The sequence below is a fragment of the Evansella sp. AB-P1 genome, assembly GCF_029688925.1.
In the GTDB taxonomy this organism is placed as follows: domain Bacteria; phylum Bacillota; class Bacilli; order Bacillales; family Salisediminibacteriaceae; genus Evansella.
Map to the genome: position 1 here is coordinate 81,953 of NZ_JARUKY010000010.1, position 20,709 is coordinate 102,661.

A 20,709-nucleotide genomic window follows, 5' to 3' on the forward strand; every position below is an offset into this window, starting at 1 on the left:
TATTATTCACCCTTTTTTGTTCTAGCTCCAAATATTTTCTCTTTATAATAGCGCCCTGTAGGAGTTGCTGCTAATCCAGCTTCAGCCGTTTCCTTTAAGGTGGAAGGCATCACCTCACCAATTCGGTACATGGCATCAATTACTTCATCACAAGGTACACGACTAACAATACCTGCTAATGCTAAATCAGCAGCTACAATTGCATTTGATGCACCGAAAGCATTTCGTTTAACACAAGGGACTTCTACTAATCCTGCAATAGGATCACAAACTAGTCCTAGCATGTTTTTCAATGCAATGGCCATTGCTTCAGCTGATTGATCTGGAGTGCCACCTGCCATTTCAACAATTGCTGCTGCGGCCATACCTGTAGCAGAACCTACTTCTGCTTGACACCCTCCAGCTGCTCCAGATATAGATGCATTGTTAGCAATTACAAAACCGAATGCTCCACTTGTAAATAAAAATCGAACCATTTCCTCACGAGATGGATTCAGTTTATTCTTAACTGTAAATAATGCTCCCGGTACCACTCCCGCTGCTCCAGCAGTTGGTGTGGCACAAATCGTTCCCATTGCTGCATTTACTTCATTCGTTGCCATGGCTTTTGCAACGGCTTCTAAGATGAAGGGACCTGCAAGTGTTTCATTTTTCTGCATATATTCATAAAGTTTCTTTCCATCTCCACCAGTTAAGCCAGAAACAGATTTCACCTGCTCTGTGGTGCCACGTTCCACAGCCTTTTCCATAACGTCTAAATTTTTTTCCATTTGATTAATAATTTCTTTTCGACTTCGTTCATGCTGATCCACTTCTTGCCTAATCATCACTTCTGAAATTTTTATATTTTCCTTATTTGCTAAAGCAACTAATTCTTCTACGTTTTTAAACATTGAGGTAACCTCCCTGAAGCTATACGTTTATTCGTGAATTTTTGTTACCTTATTTATATGCTCTAACGATTCTACTTCCACCATAATATCTTTTCCTATATTTTGATCTAATTCGATAACCATTAAAGCTTCTTTCCCAACGTCCTTTCGTGATACTTCCATATGTCCAATGTTTATTTCCTTTTCTGCAAGAATTGTAGAAACTCTAGCAATTGTTCCAAATCGATCATCATGAACAACTAAAATTGCTGGATGATTTCCACTTAATCGAAGGCTAAATCCATTCAGCTCCTTAATTTCAACTTTCCCTCCACCAATCGAAATTCCAACTAATTCCATTGTGTCCAGTTTATCACCTAGACGAATTTTAACTGTATTAGGATGATCCATGTGGGCCTCTTCTTCATGAAAAGAAATTACTAAATTACGGTCCTTTGCAATTGTTAACGAATCTGTAATTCGTCGATCAAAAGTATCAAAACCTAATACACCACCAACTAATGCAACATCAGTACCATGTCCTTGATAGGTCTTTGCGAAGGATCCGTAAAGATGGAAAGAAGCCCATGTTGGTTCCTTTTGAAATATTTGTCTAGCTACAAGTCCAATTCTTGCAGCTCCAGCCGTATGTGAGCTCGATGGACCAATCATTACTGGACCAATAATATCAAATACACTTCTATATTTCATCTGTATGCCTCCTCTTGGTGAATGTCTATTTCCCGAAAATTATATACTTATATATTAACAAATTAGTAATGGTTGAACCATTATTAAATCTTTGTATTAATTATAACTTCCCTGAAAATAAAAATGGTTCAGTAGTGAAGGACGGCAACTCCAGCGACGAGCATATGCTTCACGAATAAACTTCTAGTTGACTCCAAGCATATTACACCAGAGCATTACTAATAGAGGAAGAAACAGGACCATATATCCCTAGCTGTATATAAAATGTATATGTAGTAGGGGATAAGACGTTACCTCGGAAATCGTTCACCTAATGGTATAAGTGTTAACATCTGTTAATGCATCTCACCGTTTGGAGTCTAAGAATTTTCTTTTCCACCAGAGATCTGTCAATCCCCCATAGCTTTCTAATTGCAAAAAAAATTACCTCAATGTTTGATTTATAACAATTGAGGTAATTTTGGATTTTTATTTATTTTACTTTAGTAACTATGATTGCAATAGTACCAGGACCAACATGTGTCCCTACTACTGGTCCAATATTAGTTATAACCGTTTCTTTCACATTAAATTGTTCTGTCATTTTTGCCATCATTTGTTCAGCCTCAGATTGACTATCAGCATGTGAAATACCAACATTGATTAGTTCATTGCCGTACCTTTGATCGAATTCTTGAAGTATTCGACTTACTGCTTTTTTCTGACCTCTCACTTTTTCAAATGGGAAAACCTCCCCATCATCATTTAAAGAAAGAATCGGTTTTATTTTTAACAATGAACCTAATACTGCTGACGCTTTTCCAATACGACCATTTTTCTCAAGATATTCTAATGTATCTACCATAAAAAACACAGTCGTATCTTGCAATAACTCGTCCAATCGCGCTAAACACTCTTCTTTCGTAGCACCATTTTTAGCTAACTGACTGATTTCTACTACGATTATCCCAATAGCATAAGAAGCTCTCTTAGTATCTATAACAGATACTGGAATTTCATCACCTAGAGTTTGAGAAGCGATATAAGCTGATTGAAAAGTACCACTTAATTTAGAAGATAAATGCAAAGAAATTATTTCACAGCCTTCATTCTCCTCAGCTATACGACGATATTCCGTTTCAAATTGATAAGGGGTTGGCTGAGATGTAGTTGGAATTTTCTCCGCAGTTCTTAATTTCCCATAAAACTGGTCGGAATGTAAATCAACACCATCTTCAAATGTCTCTTCTCCAAAATGAACCTTCAAGGGTACAACAGTAATTTCATATTCTTCTTGCAATGATTTAGGAATATCTGCTGTTGAATCAGTAACAATGTGTACTTTTGCCATGAACACAACCCCCTAATTTTTATTTAACCTCATTATTCAACAGAAATGATGTAGGAATAAAGTGGTTGATTACCATTATGAACCTCAACTTCTACCTCTTCAAAATTTTCTTCGAGGTATGCAACAAGAACATTTGCCTCTTCCTCAGAACGATCTTCTCCATAAATAATCGTAATAATTTCACTATCTTCATCTAACATTTTTTGAACTAACTCTTTTGCAACTTCTTGGACATCAGGCTTAGTAGAGACTATATCTTTTTCAACAATTCCCATAAAGTCCCCTTTTTTGATCTCCACTCCGTTTAAGCTAGTATCCCTAACAGCATATGTTACTTCACCTGTTTTCACCCTTGACAATGAATCAATCATTTCATTTTTGTTTTCAGATAAAGTTCCTGATGGATTAAAGGAAAGTAAGGCTGCTAACCCTTGTGGAACAGATTTAGAAGGAACAACGACAACCTCTCCATCCGATACAGATGCTGCCTGCTCTGCAGCCATCACAATATTACTATTATTCGGAAGTAAAATAATCTTTTCCGCGTTTGCTTCATCTATAGCTTTTACGAAATCTTCTGTTGCCGGGTTCATTGTTTGACCACCAGCAATAACCTTTTTGGCACCTAATCCTGTAAATAGATCCGCAATACCTTCACCCATGGCCACTGTAATAATGGCATATTCCGTTTTTTCTGCTGGTTTTGACTCCATCATTAAAGCGTTTTCAGCATTTTCCTGTTCTAAAATACTTGAATGCTGTTCACGCATGTTTTCAATCTTTACATTTACTAAAGACCCAAATTTTTGTGCCTCTGTAATAACATCACCTGGATATTCAGCATGAATATGCACTTTAAGTAAATCTTCATCAGAAACAACTAGTAAAGAATCTCCAAAATTATTTAATGTATTTCTAAAATCATCTTCACTAAATGGATTCTCCTTCACCTTATCCGATTCAAATTTCACCATCACTTCTGTGCAATAACCGAATTCAATATCCTCAGTAGACATGTGACTTTGAGCAGAAGCTTGATGATGTTCAATTTGAACTAATTCATTCATGCTTGGGGAATCATGTTGAACAAGATCTACAACTTTTTCCCCTTTTAATACCGCTAAAAACCCCTCATAAATTGTAACTAACCCCTGGCCACCAGAGTCAACTACACCTACCTCTTTAAGTACAGGCAAAAGATCAGGAGTCCTCTTCAATGATGCTTTTGATTCAGCTACGACAGCTTCCATTAACTGAATAGTATCATCATTTTTCTTTGAAAACTCTATCGCCTTTTTTGCAGAATCCTTTGCAACAGTCAGGATCGTCCCTTCAACTGGCTTCATAACAGCTTTATATGCCATGTCAACGCCAAATTCAAAAGCACTACTTAAATCTTTAGCTGTAATCGTTTCTTTTCCTTCTACAGATTTTGAAAATCCTCTAAATAGTTGTGATAAGATAACCCCAGAATTTCCACGAGCTCCCATAAGTAAGCCCTTTGCAAAGGCACTTGCAATTTGCCCTACATGCTCGGTCTTATTTCCTTTTACCTCTTTTACACCAGAAGTAATCGTCAAATTCATATTTGTTCCTGTATCTCCATCTGGAACTGGAAATACATTTAATGCATCAATGGTTTTTGAATTGTTGGATAAATTATTTGCTCCTTCAATTAACATATGAGCAAATTTTTCTCCTTCAATAATCTTGATAGTCACAAGATGTTCCTCCTAACTCAACTATGGGTTAATAACGCGCACTCCTTGTACGAATATATTCACTGAATCAACCTTCAAACCTAACATCTGTTCGAGCTGATACTTTACTTTTGACTGAACATTATGAGCTACTTCTGAAATTTTCGTTCCGTAACTTACAATAATATACATGTCAATGTGAATTTCTTCATCTTCCAATTCGCGAATGACAACGCCTCTACCCAAATTTTCTTTCCCTAAGAGGTCAGTGATTCCGTCCTTTAATTGCTTTTGTGAAGCCATGCCCACGATTCCATAGCAATCAATTGCAGCTCCTCCAGCTATTACGGTAACCACTTCTTTTGAAACGTCAATCTTTCCATAATTGGTTTTCATTTCAATGGTCATGAAAATGCCTCCCTTTGGGTCTTTACCTTAATGGCTAAGCCCATTTTACTATAAACATAAGGAATTTAAAAGAAAATCCCTTTCATATTGATATTTACTTTCTGAGTAGTCTCCAATGCAAACGAAATTTTGAAGCTTGTTGAATGAAAATTAATTATTATCCAATTGGAATGAGTGGAGCCCCACGAGACTCCATTGTGCAACAAGATGCTCTCTTCTCATTCCGTACAGTTATTAATGCAATTGAGTATAATAAAAAGCATCCTATCTTAATGAAGTCCCAAAATAAAGTTTATTACAATCATATGAAATAGAACTGTCAAGGAATTTCACTTGATTGATTCCATAAAATGACTTGAAATCTTTTTAACCATATGCTAAGATTACTTAGTGTTTTTAAACTTTTTAAGTTAAATGAAAACGAACGGTTGGACTTCTCGTTATATGTGAAGGAGGGAAAATTATGTCACGTAAATGTGTTATTACTGGTAAAGGGCCACGTTCTGGTAACAAGCGTTCTCACGCATTAAATGCAACAAAGCGTCGTTGGGGTGCTAACGTTCAAAAGGTCCGCATTTTAGTTGATGGAAAACCTAAGCGTGTATACGTTTCTGCTAAGGCATTGAAATCAGGGAAAGTAGAACGTGTATAACTTTTAATAGGACAATAGCAACTAATAGTTGTACTAAAAAACGGCGCTAACTAAGCGCCGTTTTTTCATTTTCATTATGGATGTAGTCCATACATACTATAGAAAGATTTTTGGCTCTGTCTTCGCCGAGTGCGAAGGCAGAGCTTTCCATATTGCCATATGGCAACAAATATCTTAATAAAAGCACTTAAATTCAATTACATTATAAAAAAGCATAGTAAATTTACTGACACTAAATAAGAACAATCATTAAATTAAATAATATTGTCAATGACTTAAAAGATATTATTAGATATGATTTGAAATTAATGTTGACAAATAATCAACATACTTCCCCTATAAAATGGTTGTCAATAAAGAGGCTATTAATCCTCAGTCATATTTTAGTGGATTATCCCTTTTTAAATGCGCCTAAACACGCTTTTACAAAGCCGCCGATGAACCTAGGTAGTTTAATCGTATAAAACTTCATTTTTCCCCCTCCTCGAAATGAGATGCCCTATATAAAAAGGACATAATGAGTTATTAAACGTGCTTCGTTATTACCCATTATATTCATTCACATAAAAATAGTACCCTTTTTTCTGCATTCATTAAAAGTTTTCTTGTAGAAAACTAGCTAACTACACATCAAAAATAAGGGTATATGGCGTGGCTACAACCTTCTACAGACTAAAACTCCCTATAAACAAAGATAATGTTATTAAAAAATATTTAACTTACCTAAATAACTTATTCTTATAAATACCTAATTGTGAACTATATTTATTAACTTTTGTGTGAATTTTATTATTCTACCCTGAAAATAGTTAGGTTCAGTAGTGGAGGGCGACGACTCCTGCTGGAAAAGCAATAGGTGAAGCCCCGACACTTCGGCACGATAGTGCGAAGTGTGGAGGCTGAGGCATTGCCCGTGGAAAGCTTCCGCATAGAACGGATGAACTCCAGATGAGTATTTTCATTCTCCATGGCGCAAATCTTCACTTGCATGGGCGGACTACCCTGAAGAATTCTATAGTAAGGTGATTGCACTAGCTATTTTTACAGTACAAAAAAGAATACCTCATATAGGAGTTAACCTAATATGAGATATTCTTTCAATTATGTTCTACAGTGTACCTCGTATAGAGGCTATAGCTTTTTCTCGATTACGACTTTTATAAATAGCAGAACCAGCAACTAGAACGTCTGCACCAGCATCAATACATTGCTTGGCCGTATCCTGATTAACTCCACCATCAACCTCTATTTCAATATTTTTCCCTGTTTCTCTCACTAAATCGCGTACCTGGGTAATTTTAGGAAGAACAGCTGGGATAAAAGATTGCCCACCAAAACCAGGATTTACAGTCATTAATAAAACTAAATCAACATCCTCTATGATATGCTGAATTGAAGATACAGGTGTCGCAGGATTTAAAACTACTCCAGCTTTCCCCCCTATCTCCTTAATTAAATGAATTGTCCGATGTAAGTGAGGACATGCTTCCACATGTACTGTAATAATATCGCTACCAGCCTTAATAAAGTCACCAATATATCGATCTGGATTTTCAATCATTAAATGTACGTCTAAAGGGAGCTTTGTTAATGGTCGAATGGCATCAACAATTAATGGGCCAATTGTAATATTGGGAACAAAATGCCCGTCCATTACATCCACGTGTATATAATCAGCTCCCCCCTTTTCTACATCTAATATTTCATCTCCTAATTTCGCAAAATTTGCTGATAAAATAGATGGAGCAATCTTAATCAATGTTAGTACCTCCGCTTTTGTGATTTTATCTCATCTAAAAACTGTAAGTAATGATTATAACGAAACGCTGCTATTTCACCGTTATCAACAGCTGTTTTCACCGCACACTTTGGTTCATTCTCATGAATACAACCTCTAAATTTACAATCCTTCATATGTTCTCTCATCTCTGGAAAGCATAAACTTAAATCTTCTGCCTCAATACCTTGAAAATCTAAAGAGCTAAACCCAGGAGTGTCTGCAACATATCCACCCTCTTCAATTGGAATAAGTTCCACATGTCGAGTAGTATGTTTCCCTCGCCCTAACGCTTTCGAAATAGGGGCAGTTTCAATATTTATTCCTGGTTTTAAGGCATTTAATAAAGAAGATTTCCCTACACCAGATTGACCAGCGAAAACTGAAATTTTATTAATTAAATATGGTCGTAATGCCTGAATTGTCTCTTCAACATAGATAGAAGTACTAACTACTTCGTAATCCAGTTGTCGATAAACTTCTTCGTATGTTTGGATTTCTTTTTCTTTCTCTTCCTCTAATAAATCTATTTTTGACATGCAAATAACAGGATCTATATTGTTTGCTTCCACGTGAACTAAGAACTTATCTAACAGCAACGGACTGAAAGATGGCTCCTCTGTTGAAAATACAAGAATAGCTTGGTCTACATTGGCGATAGGGGGGCGGATCAACTCATTTGTACGACTTTGAACTTCTAATACATAGCCATCTGTATGATTTTCTGCATCAAACTCTACCCAATCTCCAACAAGTGGTGTAATTTTTCTTTTTCGAAAATTACCTCTACCTCGACACTGATAAATCCCATGCTCGTTTTCAACATAATAAAATCCACTTAACGCTTTTACTATTCTACCTAGCCCCATTCTTACCTCCAAAATTGACCAAAAAAATTCCTCCCTTATCTGTTGTTCTTATTCATATTGTTTCAGATCATCGTAACTATATTCATAAGGAGAATCACGATATTCTTCATCACCAACGTATGCTAATATAAATCCAGATTCACCTGGAGCAACAGTCATTGGAATTTGGAACACTTCCCCTCCAATGATTTCTCTATCAATTACTTGAAAAGGAGTACTATACATCATATCTTGAATCGAAATTCTAACACGTACTCTTTGTTCACCATCGTCATTATTGTTATCATTATTACCTGAAATGTCAAGGTCTGAAACGTCCATTAGAAATGGAACATTTACGGTTATTGGCTGTTCTTCTGGTTCTTCCTCTGGTTCAGGTCCTAATGACAAGACGATTCTCACTTCCGTTCGTTCAGATATTTCCGTTCCTCTTGGAGGATATTGAGAGATAACCGTTCCTTCCTCAATTGTTGGATGGTATTCTCCATCTTCAAAATTAAGGTCCAATAATGGATGATTTGCATATGATTCAATAACTTCATCTCGCGATATTCCATATAAATTAGCCATCATATACGTTGGTCGTTCACTTACAATTAATGAAACAACTGTTTCATTTGGAATGACTAATTCTCCTGGGGCTGGTGTTTGATCTAACACCGTATCCCCATCATAATCAGAGGATTCACGATATTCAATTTCTACACTATCATATTGTTCAAGTAGACGTTCAGCAATTTGTCTCGTTTCACCAATAACATTAACCATAGGAGTAGGTTCAATACCATCACTTACGTATACAGTCACTACAGTACCTACTTTAACTGAACGACCTGCAACAGGATCGTGTCTAATGACAATTCCTTCATCCCATTCGTCATTATAGCTATACTCTTCTTCTACCTCTAATTCAAGGTCTGATAGGATCTCATAAACTTCTTCAAATTCCATTCCAACTAGATCATCTGGAATAGTAACCTCGTCCACATGAAGTAAGCTAGGAATCAATGAAAATGCAACATACATTGCTCCAAATATAAAAAGTAAAATTGCGATACTTAAGGTAACCCAAAATTTAGCTGTTTTTTTCTTTTTAGGTTGCTTATCGATTGTATTATTATTTGTATTGAGAGGATGCTCTCCACTATTTTGTCCATTTACTAACGTAGCTTGATTATCAAGCGTAACATTCCCTACAATTGGAACAGCCTTTGTCGCATCAGCGTCATCTAATGGAATATGAATTCTTTTTTCACCATTTCTTTTTGCGTCAAAAACTGTAATTAAATTCTCAACCATTTCATCAGCAGTCTCATATCGATCTAGTGGACTCTTAGCAGTTGCTTTTATAACTACATTTTCCACACTTTGAGGAATAGATGGATCTTTATCTCTTAAAAATGGTAAAGGATTTTGTAAATGCTTTATAGCAACAGATACAGCAGTGTCACCATTAAACGGAACTTCCCCTGTCAACATTTCATACATTACAATACCTAGAGAATATATATCAGATTTATAAGTGACATGTCCACCTCTAGCCTGTTCAGGAGATAAATAATGTACTGACCCTAAAACAGAATTCGTATGCGTGATAGTTGCTTCACTAATCGCACGTGCAATACCAAAATCTGTTACCTTAGCGATATGATCTTTTCCTATTAATATATTATGTGGCTTAATGTCACGATGGATAATATGGTTTTCATGGGCATGTTCAATAGCTGAAGTAATTTGTTCCATGATACTAACAGCTTCATGTACATGGAGTTTCCCTTTTTGCTGAATATAATCTTTCAATGTATATCCTTCTATATATTCCATGACAATATAATATAATTTATCTTCTTCCCCTACATCATAGATATTAACCACATTTGGGTGGGATAAACTTGTAGCTGCTTGTGCCTCTCTTCGAAAACGTTTAATGAATTCCTCATCTTCTGAAAATTGTGGTTTTAACACCTTCACTGCAACGTTTCGATCAAGGATGATGTCTCTCGCTAAGTAAACATCTGCCATTCCTCCGCCACCAATAGGTTTTTCAATTTCATAGCGATCATTTATTCGTTTCTTATTCATCGTCATTCACTTCCTTACATGGCTCATCATGACGGACTATCGCTATCGTGACATTATCTTCGCCACCTAGATCATTTGCCATTTGAATCAATTGATCAGCTATATTAGTTATAGACTCCTGTATTTCTAATTGTTTATTTATATCTCCATCTTCTATTTTATCGGTTAGGCCATCTGAACAAAGAAGTAAATAGGAACCTGCATCCCAATGAATCGTATTTACATCTAATTTAATAGTTTCATCTGTACCAAGTGCACGCAATATTACATTGCGCCGTGGATGATGCATAGCTTCATCTTCTGTAATTTGTCCAGACCTTACTAACTCACCTACTAATGAATGATCAGATGTAATTTGCTTTAACCCATTATTATCTTTAATATATCCTCTAGAATCCCCTACATGGGCTACAGAAACAAATTGATCGTTACATATAGCTACAACAAGGGTTGTCCCCATTCCTTCACACTGAGGATTTTCTTTTGAATGGTTAAATAACTCCCTATTAATTTCATGAACAGTGTCAGAAAGCCACGCTTCCGCTTCCTTTGGACTAAATTTAATGTTATTTTCGTCCCATTTTTTTAATAGTAAATCCTTCGTCATCATACTAGCAACATCACCAGCTTGATGGCCTCCCATACCATCTGCAACAAGGACGAGTAATTGCCCATATTCATCTAAATTATAAGCTCCATCATCTTCATTATGTGACCTTAACTGGCCAACATGTGTACGAAAAACTGCTTCCATTTCCTTATCCCCTCGTTTCTTCTTTGCGCTCCTTTGCCCGAAGCTGTCCACATGCTGCATCGATATCGTGCCCCTGCTCTCTTCGGATCGTTACATTAATCCCTCTATTTTTTAATGTTCGTTCAAAGGCAAAGATCTGATTTTTTGATGTTCGAACATAATTCCTCTCCAATACGTCGTTAACTGGTATTAAATTCACATGACACTTCACATTCTTTATTAAATCTGCTAGTTTTTCTGCATCATCAATAGAATCATTTACTCCACCAAATAAGCCGTACTCAAACGAAATTCTACGGCCTGTTTTATTAATGTAATAATTAACAGCTTCCATTAATTTGTCAAGAGGATAAGCACGATTAACTGGCATCAATTTTGACCGTGTTTCTGTCTTTGCAGCATGGAGAGATATAGCAAAGTTAATTTGCATTTGCTCATCGGCAAACTGATATATTTTTGGAACAACACCACTTGTTGAAACAGTAATATGTCTAGCCCCAATATTTAAACCATTATCATTGTTAATTGTTTTTAAAAATCTAAGCATTTCATCATAATTGTCAAATGGTTCACCTATACCCATAATAACAACAGAATCTACCCGTTCTTCATTTTCATCTAAAAATTTTTGCGCTTGAAGAACTTGGGCAACAATTTCACCTGCTTCAAGGTTTCGTTTTAACCCACCAAGTGTGGAAGCACAAAAAGTACAACCAAGTCGGCAGCCAACTTGGGTAGTAACACATACACTATTCCCATACTCATGCCTCATAACGACTGTTTCAATGGAGTATCCATCATGGAGCTCAAATAAAAATTTAATTGTTCCATCTTTTGAGGTTTGATTTGTTACTGTTTTTAATGTGGTTAATGTGTATTCTTTCGCCAATAAATCCCGAAAATCCTTCGATAAATTTGTCATCTCTGCAAAAGTTGTTACTCGCTTAACATATAACCAATCAAAGATTTGTTTTGCTCGAAAGGTTGGTTCTTTTTTTTCCTTTAACCAATTCGTTAATTCTTCAAATGTTAACGAATAAATAGAAGGTTTCTTTTCACTAGTCATTTGAATATTACTTTCCTGTGATAACATGCTAACCACCTTCAAAAATTTATTTTTACTTATATTCCCCTTGTTAAAATATTTGTGTCTTTTGTCTAATATTATTTAACTGTATTTCACTCTACTTTTTCATTACTGCTGAAATAAAAAAACCGTCAGTTCCATTTTCCCCAGGAAATAATTGTAACATGCCATCGTTACTATTTTTTATGTTTTGAAATACAGTAGGAATTCGTTCCTTTAGTGATTCGTCAAAGGTAGCATCTTCTCTTTCATGAACAAATTCCGAGATGACATGATTGTTTTCATCAAGGTCTACTGTACATGTACTATAAACGAGTCTTCCACCTTTTTTTAATAGAGGCCATACAGCAGACAGTATATCTCTTTGAATATGAGCTAGTCGTCCAATATCTTCTTCTTTTTTCGACCACTTTAAATCTGGTTTCCGTTGGATTACTCCTAATCCAGAGCAAGGTGCATCTACTAAAATTTTATCGAAGCTTTCGTCTTTAAACTGATCCTGTGCTTTTCTAGCATCTAATGCCATAGCTTCAATATTATTTAAATCTAATCTATTAGCTTGCTGTTGAATTAATCCAACCTTATGCTTATGAATATCTAATGATACTATTTCACCTGTGTTCTCCATCTTTTCAGCAATATGAGTTGATTTGCCTCCAGGTGCTGCACATGCATCAAGAATTCGTTCATTTTTTTCAGGGGCAAGTGCATAAGAAACGAGCATAGACCCTTCATCCTGAATGGTTATCCAACCATTTTTAAATGGATCAGTGGAAGCAATAGAGCCTGTTTCTATCATAATACTTTCTTGTATGTTATTACTAGGGTGGCCTATTACCCCTTCTTTTTCAAGAGCTGAAATTACTTCTGCTACGTTTGATTTTAGCGGATTTACACGTACTGTATGAATAGGATATGTTAAATTAGCAGTTGCTATTTTTTCTGTTGCTTGTATTCCGTATTGATTACTCCAACGTTTAATTAGCCAAACAGGATGGCTTGTCTTTATGGCGATCCTTTTTAAAGGATCATCAATTTTATCAATATCAGGCAATTCATTTCGGAGTATTGATCGTAATACTCCATTAACCATACCAGCTATACCTTGATGCCCTCTTTTTTTGGCAATCTGTACAGCTTCATGTACTGCAGCGTGTTCAGGTATGCGATCTAAATAAATGATTTGATATAAAGTCAGTCTGAGTAGAATAAGTACCCACTTTTCTAATTTATTTAAGGGGCGTTTAGAGAACGGTTGTAAGTAAAAGTCAATTGTTTTTTGACGTTGTATCGTTCCATAGACAAGCTCGGTTAGGAGGGGAATATCTTTTTTATTTAAGTTAGACTTTTTTATCGTTTCATTTAGTAGTAGGTGACTATATGCCTGTTGCTGTTCAATTTTTAGCAATACATTTAAAGCTGATTCTCGTACATTACCTTGCTTCATTGCCTTCTCCTAATCTCATACCTTCTGTCCATTCTCTAGCAGCACCTTGAAGAAAGGTCTTTATGTTCATTCTTGTTTTACCAGAAGGTTGAATTTCTTTCAATTTTAAAATAGTTTGATCACTGCAAGCCACATATATTCCATCCTCCGTAATGGATAAAACAGTACCTGGAGCTTCCGAATGCTTCTTATATTCAGTGGCTTCTTCTGAATCCCAAATCTTAATCCGGGTTCCGTTAAAAGTGGTGTATGCAACTGGCCAAGGTCTTAATCCTCTCACTTGATTAAAAATACTTCTAGCTGGTTGATCCCAATGAATAATCTCTTTATCCTTCGTTATGTTTGGGGCAAACGTCACTTCATCCTCATCTTGAGCAATTGCAACAATGGACCCTTCTTCAATTTGGGGTAATGTTTCTAACAACAGTTCTGCACCTAATTGACTTAGCTTTTCATGCATCGTCCCTGTATTATCTGTTTCTTCTATAGGAATAGAATGTTGGGAAATGATATCACCTGCGTCTAGCTTTTCTACCATATACATGATTGTAATTCCTGTTTCCTCTTCTCCATCAATAATCGCTTGATGAATTGGAGCACCACCTCGATATTTTGGAAGAAGAGAAGCATGAACGTTTATACATCCAAGTGGCGGAATATCTAGAATTTCTTTTGGGAGAATCTGTCCAAAAGCAGCAGTAATAATAATGTCTGGATTTACTTCTTCAACCCGTTTCCATTCCTTTTCCTCTTTTATTTTTTCTGGCTGAAAAACGGGAATACCATGTTTTTCAGCCGCAATCTTTACTGGAGGAGGGGTAAGTTGTTGCTTTCTACCTTTTGGGCGATCTGGCTGGGTTACGACCAATTCCACATTGTAGTTATTCTCTACTAGTCGATCTAATACTGGAACTGCAAAATCTGGGGTCCCCATAAAAACTACTTTCATATCTATCCCTACTTTCTATTAACATTTGCAACTTAATTACATCATCATATATGGATTCGTATCAATAACAATAGATAAATCGCTTCTACTCATCTCTGTTTGATACGTTTGAATGATTTCTTGTAACACTTTTGATAGGTTTGGTTCAACTTTGTATTTTATCATGCATTGGTAACGATATCTATCTTTGATCCTTGGTATTGCTGAAGCAACTGGGCCAAATATGGATGATTCAGTAGATAGCTTTGATTTAATAAATTGACAAATTTTTTCGGCAACTTGAACAACCTTTGTCAGATCAGTATCACTAACATGAACAATTGTTAGAAAATAGTAGGGAGGATAGCCCCCTTGTTTCCTTAAAACCATTTCTTTTTTAAAAAACGAAACGTAGTCGTGCTGCTTCACATCAACAATGCTGTAATGATCTGGGGTATATGTCTGAACAATGACTTCCCCTTTCTTTTTATGGCGACCTGCCCTTCCACTCACTTGTGTTAATAATTGAAATGACCTTTCTGCAGATCTAAAATCTGGGATATGTAGCATCGAATCGGCTGCTAATATTCCTACTAGAGTAATATTAGGAAAATCTAAGCCTTTTGCAATCATTTGTGTCCCTAAAAGAACATCTCCTTCTCCATTTCCAAACTTTTCTAGTAATTTTTCATGACTACCTTTTCGTCTTGTCGTATCCACATCCATTCTAATCACTCGACATTGAGGGAAAACTTTATATAATTCTTCTTCTACTTTCTGTGTACCTGACCCGAAAAATCGTATAGAGTCCCCTTCGCAGTTTGGACAACGGGTTGGAATTGTCTCAGAGTGACCACAATAATGACATTGTAACGATTGTGACGATCGATGATATGTTAAAGAAATATCACAATGAGGGCATTCAGCGATATAACCACAGTCTCGACATAGGATGAATGTTGAATACCCTCTACGATTTAAAAATAATACTATCTGTTCGTTCCGTTCCATTCGTTGTTGTATGCTTTCCACTAATACTTCAGAAAACATGGAACGATTTCCATTTCGGAGCTCTTCCCGCATATCGATAATAGAAACAGATGGTAATTGTACATTATTCACTCGTTTTTCCATCGTTAATAACACGTATACATTTTTTTGAGCTCTTGCATAGCTTTCAAGAGAAGGAGTCGCACTCCCTAAAATAACAGGACATTTATAATATCTTCCTCTTTCAATGGCAACATCCCGAGCATGATAGCGAGGAGATTCCTCCTGTTTATAGCTCGTTTCATGCTCCTCATCAATGATTATCATTCCTATATTTTCAAAAGGAGCAAAAATGGCAGATCTTGCACCTACTGCTACCTTTACTTTTTTATCTCTAATTCTTCTCCATTCATCATATTTTTCTCCTGTGGATAAAGCACTATGTAATACAGCAACATTTGAACCAAATCGTTCTTTGAAACGGTATACCATTTGAGGAGTTAAAGAAATCTCTGGAACTAGCATTATTGCTTCCTTTCCTTCAGAAAGAGCCTTGTCAATGGCTTGTAAGTAAATCTCTGTTTTCCCACTACCAGTTACTCCTCTAAGCAAAAATGTTTGGTGCTGCTTCTTGTTTAATGTATCGAGAATAGGAGTAATAGCCTTTGATTGTTCCTCCGTTAATGGTAAAGGGGCTGTTTTTTTAAACACCCTTCCTTCATATGGATCCCGCCTTACCTCAATTTCTTTTTGATATAAAACTTCTTTTTCTACTAAAGTGCGTATTGTACTTCTAGATGTCTCTGTTTTCTCCATTAGTTCTACAATTGGTATAGGCTTATTATTTTCAATAAAGTATTGGACTACTTCTCTTTGTTTTTTCCCTTGTTTCGTTAATGATTCAATAAAGGAAGTTAGCTCAACTTCTGTCATGTTTGGTCCAATAATCATCTGTTTCTTCTTTGTTTCCTTTGTCCCTACTCTTGGTTCAATTCGTAGTTCTTCGTTCTTTATACACTGAAGCAGTAATTTTTTTTGGATTTCTGTACTATTTTTTAGTAGCTCATCCCAATCTTTACTATCATCCTTATTATTAAACAGTTGTTTAATATCTGGATGTAGCAAATCAAAAGGTGTGTCTTCATTTACCTTTACTTCTTTCTTATATTTTGCCCGCATAGCTGCTGGTAGCATCACCTTTAAAACGGCTATATGAAAAGATAATGTTTTTTCTTTAATCCAGTTTGATAAAGAAAGAAGTTCACTTGTTAATGGAGCTTCCACATCAACTAATTCTTCAATATTCTTTAACTTTTTTATATCAAAATCACTAGAATCCGATATCTCTATAACAAACCCCTGTACTTTTCGTGGTCCAAAAGGTACAATCACTCTCATTCCAGGTCGAATAGTATCTATATATTCCTCAGGAATGAGATAATCAAAAAGTCGATCCGTTTGATTTGTAGCAACATCAACAATTATTTTACCTATCATTTATATGTTCTCCATAAAAATATCCATTGTAACATCAAGGATCTCCTTAGACGCATCTATTTTCGTTGTCAAAGGAATATGAATTACTTCTCCAGTTTTTTTGTATAATGTAATCTCATTTGTATCTCCTTGAAATCCTGTGCCTGGGGTTGTAATAGAATTAGCCGCTATCATATCTACAGCTTTAGATTTTAATTTCTTTTTAGCATAATGTTCAATATTTTCTGATTCTGCAGCAAAACCAATCAGTGTTTGGTGGGTTCTCTTTTCTCCAAGTGTTTTTAAAATGTCCTTTGTCCTTTCCATTTGAACATTCCAGTCAGCCTCTTGCTTCTTTATCTTCTGATTGTAAACATTTATTGGTCTATAATCAGCTACAGCAGCAGCTTTAATTACAATATTTGCTTCATCAAACTGTTTCATGACCTCTTGGTACATTTCCTCTGCACTTTCAACTTGAATAAAACTGACGTCTCCAGGTGGGGTTAAACTAGTTGGACCAGCAATTAAGGTAACGTTTGCTCCTCTAGCAGCTGCTTCCTCAGCAATAGCAAAGCCCATTTTTCCAGATGAAAGATTAGTGAAGAAACGAACAGGATCAATTTTTTCACGTGTTGGACCAGCAGTAATCAACAACTTTTTTCCATGCCAATGAGGATGGGATTGTTTAATAAAAAATTGTTTAATTTTCTTTAAAAGTTCTTCCGGTTCAGCCATCCTTCCTTTGCCTGTATAGCCACAAGCTAAATAACCTTCATCTGGTTCAATTAATTCGTACCCATATTCTTGAAGCGTTTCCATATTCTTTTTAACCGCAGGATGATCGTACATATGAACATTCATAGCTGGTGCGATTAATACTGGAGCTGTCGCAGCTAATAAAATAGTCGTTAACATATCATCTGCAATGCCGTTTGCGACCTTTCCGATAACATTGGCAGTTGCAGGTGCAATTACGACAAGGTCTGCCCAGTCTGCCACATCAATGTGAGCTACTTTAGAAGGATCTTTTTCTTCAAATGTATTTGTATACACTCTATCTCTAGACAAAGCTTGAAATGTTAAGGGCGTCACAAATTCAGTTGCTGATTCAGTCATAACAACTTTAACATTGTACCCAGCTTGTACTAATTTACTCGTTAAAGCAGCTGCCTTAAAAACCGCTATTCCTCCACTAACACATAGTAAGATGTTTTTTCTATTTTCCAAGTTTCTCGCCTCCAGGACTACCCCTTATTTATCTTTTAGTCTATTTACACGATACCTAAAAATTAAAAGAAAAACAATTTCTAAAACATAACTTTCCTTTTTTTATAACAGCTTTTCCTATTTCTAAAACCAATTGTCTTTCACTACAAAAAAACAACCTAAAATTAGGTTGTTTAATCTTCGTATTTTGGTTGTACTGTTAATTTCTCAGCTTCAATTTCCTCCAAAGCCATACCTACAAAATTAACAGACTTGGATTTTGACGTTTTTTCATAAAGATCTGGCTTTTCTCTTAGTTGTCTTGCACGTAAAGCAGAAACAGTTACTAACGTATACTTTGAATTGATCTTAGTCATTAATGAATCGATGGAAGGATTTAACATCCTATCACTCCTCTACTAATTCTTTATATAAATGAATGAGGCGTTCCTTTTTACAATTTTCAGCTGTAACTATGGACTTTATTCTTTCCACAGCAGCCTCAACTTCATCATTTTCTACTACATAGTCATATTTGTCCATTAAATCAATTTCTTCTTTTGCAACAGTCATTCGACTATCTATTAAGTCTTTCGTTTCTGTGCCACGACCTTCAATTCGATTTCTTAGCTCTTTTAAACTCGGTGGCATAAGAAAGATGAACACTCCTTCTGGAAATGTCTTTTTCACTTGAAGAGCTCCCTGAACTTCAATTTCCAAGATCACATCGCGACCTGCTGCAATTGTTTCCTCTACGTACTTTCTTGGAGTACCGTAATAATTATCAACATATTGTGCCCATTCTAAGAGCTGATCATTCTCAATCATATGCTGAAATTCTTCTTTTGATTTAAAGAAGTAATTTACACCATCAATTTCACCTTTACGAGGCTGCCTCGTCGTAGCTGAAACAGAATATCGAATATGTGTATCATGTTGTCTTAATGCTCCACATACTGTTCCTTTACCGACACCAGATGGTCCAGAAAGAACAATAAGCAACCCTTTATCTCTTTTCATATATACCTCCAGCTTCATTGTAACCATTCTTATATCAAGTTTTACCATATTTTAAAGCATTAGTTCAAGAATAATGTAAAAAAATATAAAAACGATATCACATGACGATGCCACCGGCTCCTCCCGATGGCATCGTTATTTACATTAATTTATTCTTCTGATACTTCGTCTTTATTATTAAATACACGCTGTGCTACTGTTTCAGGCTGTACAGCAGATAAAATAACATGATCACTATCAGCGATAATGACAGCTCGTGTTCTTCTACCGTAAGTAGCATCAATCAACATATTTCTTTCTCTAGCTTCTGTAATTATTCTTTTAATAGGTGCAGATTCAGGACTTACAATAGAAATAATGCGATTTGCTGATACAATATTTCCAAATCCAATATTAATAAGTCGGATATCCATTTTCATTTCCCCTTACTTTTTCTAATAGTATAACGTCAAACTACCGATTATTTATTCTACATTTTGTACTTGCTCACGTATTTTTTCTAATTCAGATTTTAGGTTAACAACCGTTTGACTAATAGAAACGTCGTTCGCTTTAGAACCAATGGTATTTGTTTCTCTGTTAAGCTCTTGAACAAGAAAATCTAGCTTTCTTCCAACAACATCCTGTTGATTTAAAATATGTAAAAACTGTTTTAAGTGGCTATCTATTCGTGTGAGTTCCTCTTGAATATCATATTTATCAGCATAGATTGCTACTTCTGTTAACATACGAGCTTCGTCAACCTCTAATTTACCACTTAAAAATTCTTTTACTCTTTTTGTTAATCGTTCTCGATAGTTTTTATGAACCATAGGAGCATATTCTCTAAGTTCTATTGCCCACTGACTCATACTATTAATTCTATTCTCTAAATCTTCATACAAAGCTTTGCCTTCCTTCTTACGCATCGTTAGCAAGCTTTGAACTGCATCTTCTGTTGCAAATAATACCAATTCTTTAAGATCTTCTGTTACTTCATCAGACTCTTGAATTCCTACAATATCCTCTTGTAAAAGTAATCGTTCCACAGGAAAGGGTTGTGGTGAATCATTCAACTTTGCCATTCTTTCATACGTTTCTTCGTATTGATGAAAAAGATCCCAATCAACTGTCAATGAACGATTAACAACACTTTCACCTTGAAGATTAATAAAAACATCCACTTTTCCCCGTTTAATAAAACGAGAAATTATTTTTTTTAATTGGTCTTCTAAAAAGAAAAATTGTCTTGGCATTCGTATATTAATTTCGCAAAATCGGTGATTTACAGCCTTCATTTCCACTGTAACCTGACAGTTGCCATTCTCCTTTAAAGATCGACCGTATCCTGTCATACTCATAATCATTTCTATCACATCCACATCTATATTCTAAACAATTTTATTGCTAACAACAAG

The 20,709-nt window shown here is 35.6% G+C and carries 21 protein-coding genes; 2 read left to right on the forward strand and 19 right to left on the reverse strand.

All coding sequences use genetic code 11. The annotated features are described in order from the left end of the window. Positions 1 to 2: 2 nt before the first annotated feature. The 5 genes from sdaAA to QA612_RS12120 all read right to left on the reverse strand — a co-directional run bounded on the left by sdaAA (position 3) and on the right by QA612_RS12120 (position 5,021). Entirely contained in the window at positions 3 to 893 is an 891-nt protein-coding gene (gene sdaAA / locus QA612_RS12100; RefSeq protein WP_278284075.1) for an L-serine ammonia-lyase, iron-sulfur-dependent, subunit alpha, read from the reverse strand. 27 nt (positions 894 to 920) lie between these two features. Continuing rightward, positions 921 to 1,583, reverse strand: a complete 663-nt coding sequence (gene sdaAB, locus QA612_RS12105; RefSeq protein ID WP_278284076.1) for an L-serine ammonia-lyase, iron-sulfur-dependent subunit beta — start codon at positions 1,581 to 1,583, stop codon at positions 921 to 923. 472 nt (positions 1,584 to 2,055) lie between these two features. Beyond that, positions 2,056 to 2,913: a DegV family protein gene (locus tag QA612_RS12110; RefSeq protein ID WP_278284077.1), complete on the reverse strand. Its 858-nt coding sequence runs from the start codon at positions 2,911 to 2,913 to the stop codon at positions 2,056 to 2,058. 32 nt (positions 2,914 to 2,945) lie between these two features. Further along, on the reverse strand, positions 2,946 to 4,634 hold the full coding sequence (locus QA612_RS12115; protein WP_278284078.1) for a DAK2 domain-containing protein: 1,689 nt from the start codon (positions 4,632 to 4,634) through the stop codon (positions 2,946 to 2,948). Between the two features lie 21 nt (positions 4,635 to 4,655). Further along, the gene (locus QA612_RS12120) at positions 4,656 to 5,021 is read right to left on the reverse strand and encodes an Asp23/Gls24 family envelope stress response protein (protein WP_278284079.1); all 366 of its coding nucleotides are present in this window, start codon (positions 5,019 to 5,021) and stop codon (positions 4,656 to 4,658) included. 143 nt (positions 5,022 to 5,164) lie between these two features. Here QA612_RS12120 and QA612_RS12125 point away from each other — a divergent pair, with 143 nt between their 5' ends. After that, positions 5,165 to 5,335 carry a hypothetical protein gene (locus QA612_RS12125; protein ID WP_278284080.1) on the forward strand — a complete coding sequence of 57 codons (171 nt, stop codon included), beginning with the start codon at positions 5,165 to 5,167 and terminating at the stop codon, positions 5,333 to 5,335. 149 nt (positions 5,336 to 5,484) lie between these two features. Next, positions 5,485 to 5,673, forward strand: coding sequence for a 50S ribosomal protein L28 (rpmB, locus tag QA612_RS12130; protein ID WP_217066652.1), 189 nt, complete (start codon positions 5,485 to 5,487; stop codon positions 5,671 to 5,673). Positions 5,674 to 6,064: 391 nt separating this feature from the next. Here rpmB and spoVM read toward each other — a convergent pair whose 3' ends face one another. From spoVM to QA612_RS12200, 14 genes are all read right to left on the reverse strand, one after another. After that, complete coding sequence (gene spoVM, locus QA612_RS12135) at positions 6,065 to 6,145, reverse strand: stage V sporulation protein SpoVM (protein ID WP_278284168.1); 81 nt, start codon at positions 6,143 to 6,145, stop codon at positions 6,065 to 6,067. Positions 6,146 to 6,781: 636 nt separating this feature from the next. After that, on the reverse strand, positions 6,782 to 7,432 hold the full coding sequence (gene rpe / locus QA612_RS12140) for a ribulose-phosphate 3-epimerase (RefSeq protein WP_278284081.1): 651 nt from the start codon (positions 7,430 to 7,432) through the stop codon (positions 6,782 to 6,784). Between the two features lie 2 nt (positions 7,433 to 7,434). After that, positions 7,435 to 8,319: a ribosome small subunit-dependent GTPase A gene (gene rsgA, locus QA612_RS12145; RefSeq protein ID WP_278284082.1), complete on the reverse strand. Its 885-nt coding sequence runs from the start codon at positions 8,317 to 8,319 to the stop codon at positions 7,435 to 7,437. 48 nt (positions 8,320 to 8,367) lie between these two features. Further along, a complete protein-coding gene (pknB, locus tag QA612_RS12150; RefSeq protein WP_278284083.1) occupies positions 8,368 to 10,401 on the reverse strand; it encodes a Stk1 family PASTA domain-containing Ser/Thr kinase in 2,034 nt (677 codons plus the stop codon). Then, positions 10,394 to 11,155: a Stp1/IreP family PP2C-type Ser/Thr phosphatase gene (locus QA612_RS12155; protein ID WP_278284084.1), complete on the reverse strand. Its 762-nt coding sequence runs from the start codon at positions 11,153 to 11,155 to the stop codon at positions 10,394 to 10,396. The genes pknB and QA612_RS12155 overlap by 8 nt, the downstream gene beginning before the upstream one ends. Before the next feature lie 4 nt (positions 11,156 to 11,159). Then, the gene (rlmN, locus tag QA612_RS12160; protein WP_278284085.1) at positions 11,160 to 12,248 is read right to left on the reverse strand and encodes a dual-specificity RNA methyltransferase RlmN; all 1,089 of its coding nucleotides are present in this window, start codon (positions 12,246 to 12,248) and stop codon (positions 11,160 to 11,162) included. A 91-nt stretch (positions 12,249 to 12,339) separates the two neighbouring features. Beyond that, complete coding sequence (rsmB, locus tag QA612_RS12165) at positions 12,340 to 13,689, reverse strand: 16S rRNA (cytosine(967)-C(5))-methyltransferase RsmB (RefSeq protein ID WP_278284086.1); 1,350 nt, start codon at positions 13,687 to 13,689, stop codon at positions 12,340 to 12,342. Continuing rightward, entirely contained in the window at positions 13,676 to 14,638 is a 963-nt protein-coding gene (gene fmt, locus QA612_RS12170) for a methionyl-tRNA formyltransferase (protein WP_278284087.1), read from the reverse strand. The genes rsmB and fmt overlap by 14 nt, the downstream gene beginning before the upstream one ends. A gap of 36 nt (positions 14,639 to 14,674) precedes the next feature. Further along, on the reverse strand, positions 14,675 to 17,104 hold the full coding sequence (gene priA / locus QA612_RS12175; protein WP_278284088.1) for a primosomal protein N': 2,430 nt from the start codon (positions 17,102 to 17,104) through the stop codon (positions 14,675 to 14,677). Further along, complete coding sequence (coaBC, locus tag QA612_RS12180; protein ID WP_278284089.1) at positions 17,105 to 18,313, reverse strand: bifunctional phosphopantothenoylcysteine decarboxylase/phosphopantothenate--cysteine ligase CoaBC; 1,209 nt, start codon at positions 18,311 to 18,313, stop codon at positions 17,105 to 17,107. It abuts the gene before it with no gap. Positions 18,314 to 18,486: 173 nt separating this feature from the next. Beyond that, a complete protein-coding gene (gene rpoZ / locus QA612_RS12185; RefSeq protein WP_278284090.1) occupies positions 18,487 to 18,696 on the reverse strand; it encodes a DNA-directed RNA polymerase subunit omega in 210 nt (69 codons plus the stop codon). A 4-nt stretch (positions 18,697 to 18,700) separates the two neighbouring features. Continuing rightward, positions 18,701 to 19,312: a guanylate kinase gene (gene gmk / locus QA612_RS12190; protein ID WP_278284091.1), complete on the reverse strand. Its 612-nt coding sequence runs from the start codon at positions 19,310 to 19,312 to the stop codon at positions 18,701 to 18,703. Positions 19,313 to 19,461: 149 nt separating this feature from the next. Continuing rightward, positions 19,462 to 19,725 (reverse strand): extracellular matrix/biofilm regulator RemA, encoded by a 264-nt coding sequence (gene remA, locus QA612_RS12195; RefSeq protein ID WP_278284092.1) that lies wholly within the window; start codon positions 19,723 to 19,725, stop codon positions 19,462 to 19,464. Between the two features lie 51 nt (positions 19,726 to 19,776). Next, complete coding sequence (locus QA612_RS12200; protein WP_278284093.1) at positions 19,777 to 20,658, reverse strand: YicC/YloC family endoribonuclease; 882 nt, start codon at positions 20,656 to 20,658, stop codon at positions 19,777 to 19,779. Between the last annotated feature and the right edge of the window lie 51 nt (positions 20,659 to 20,709).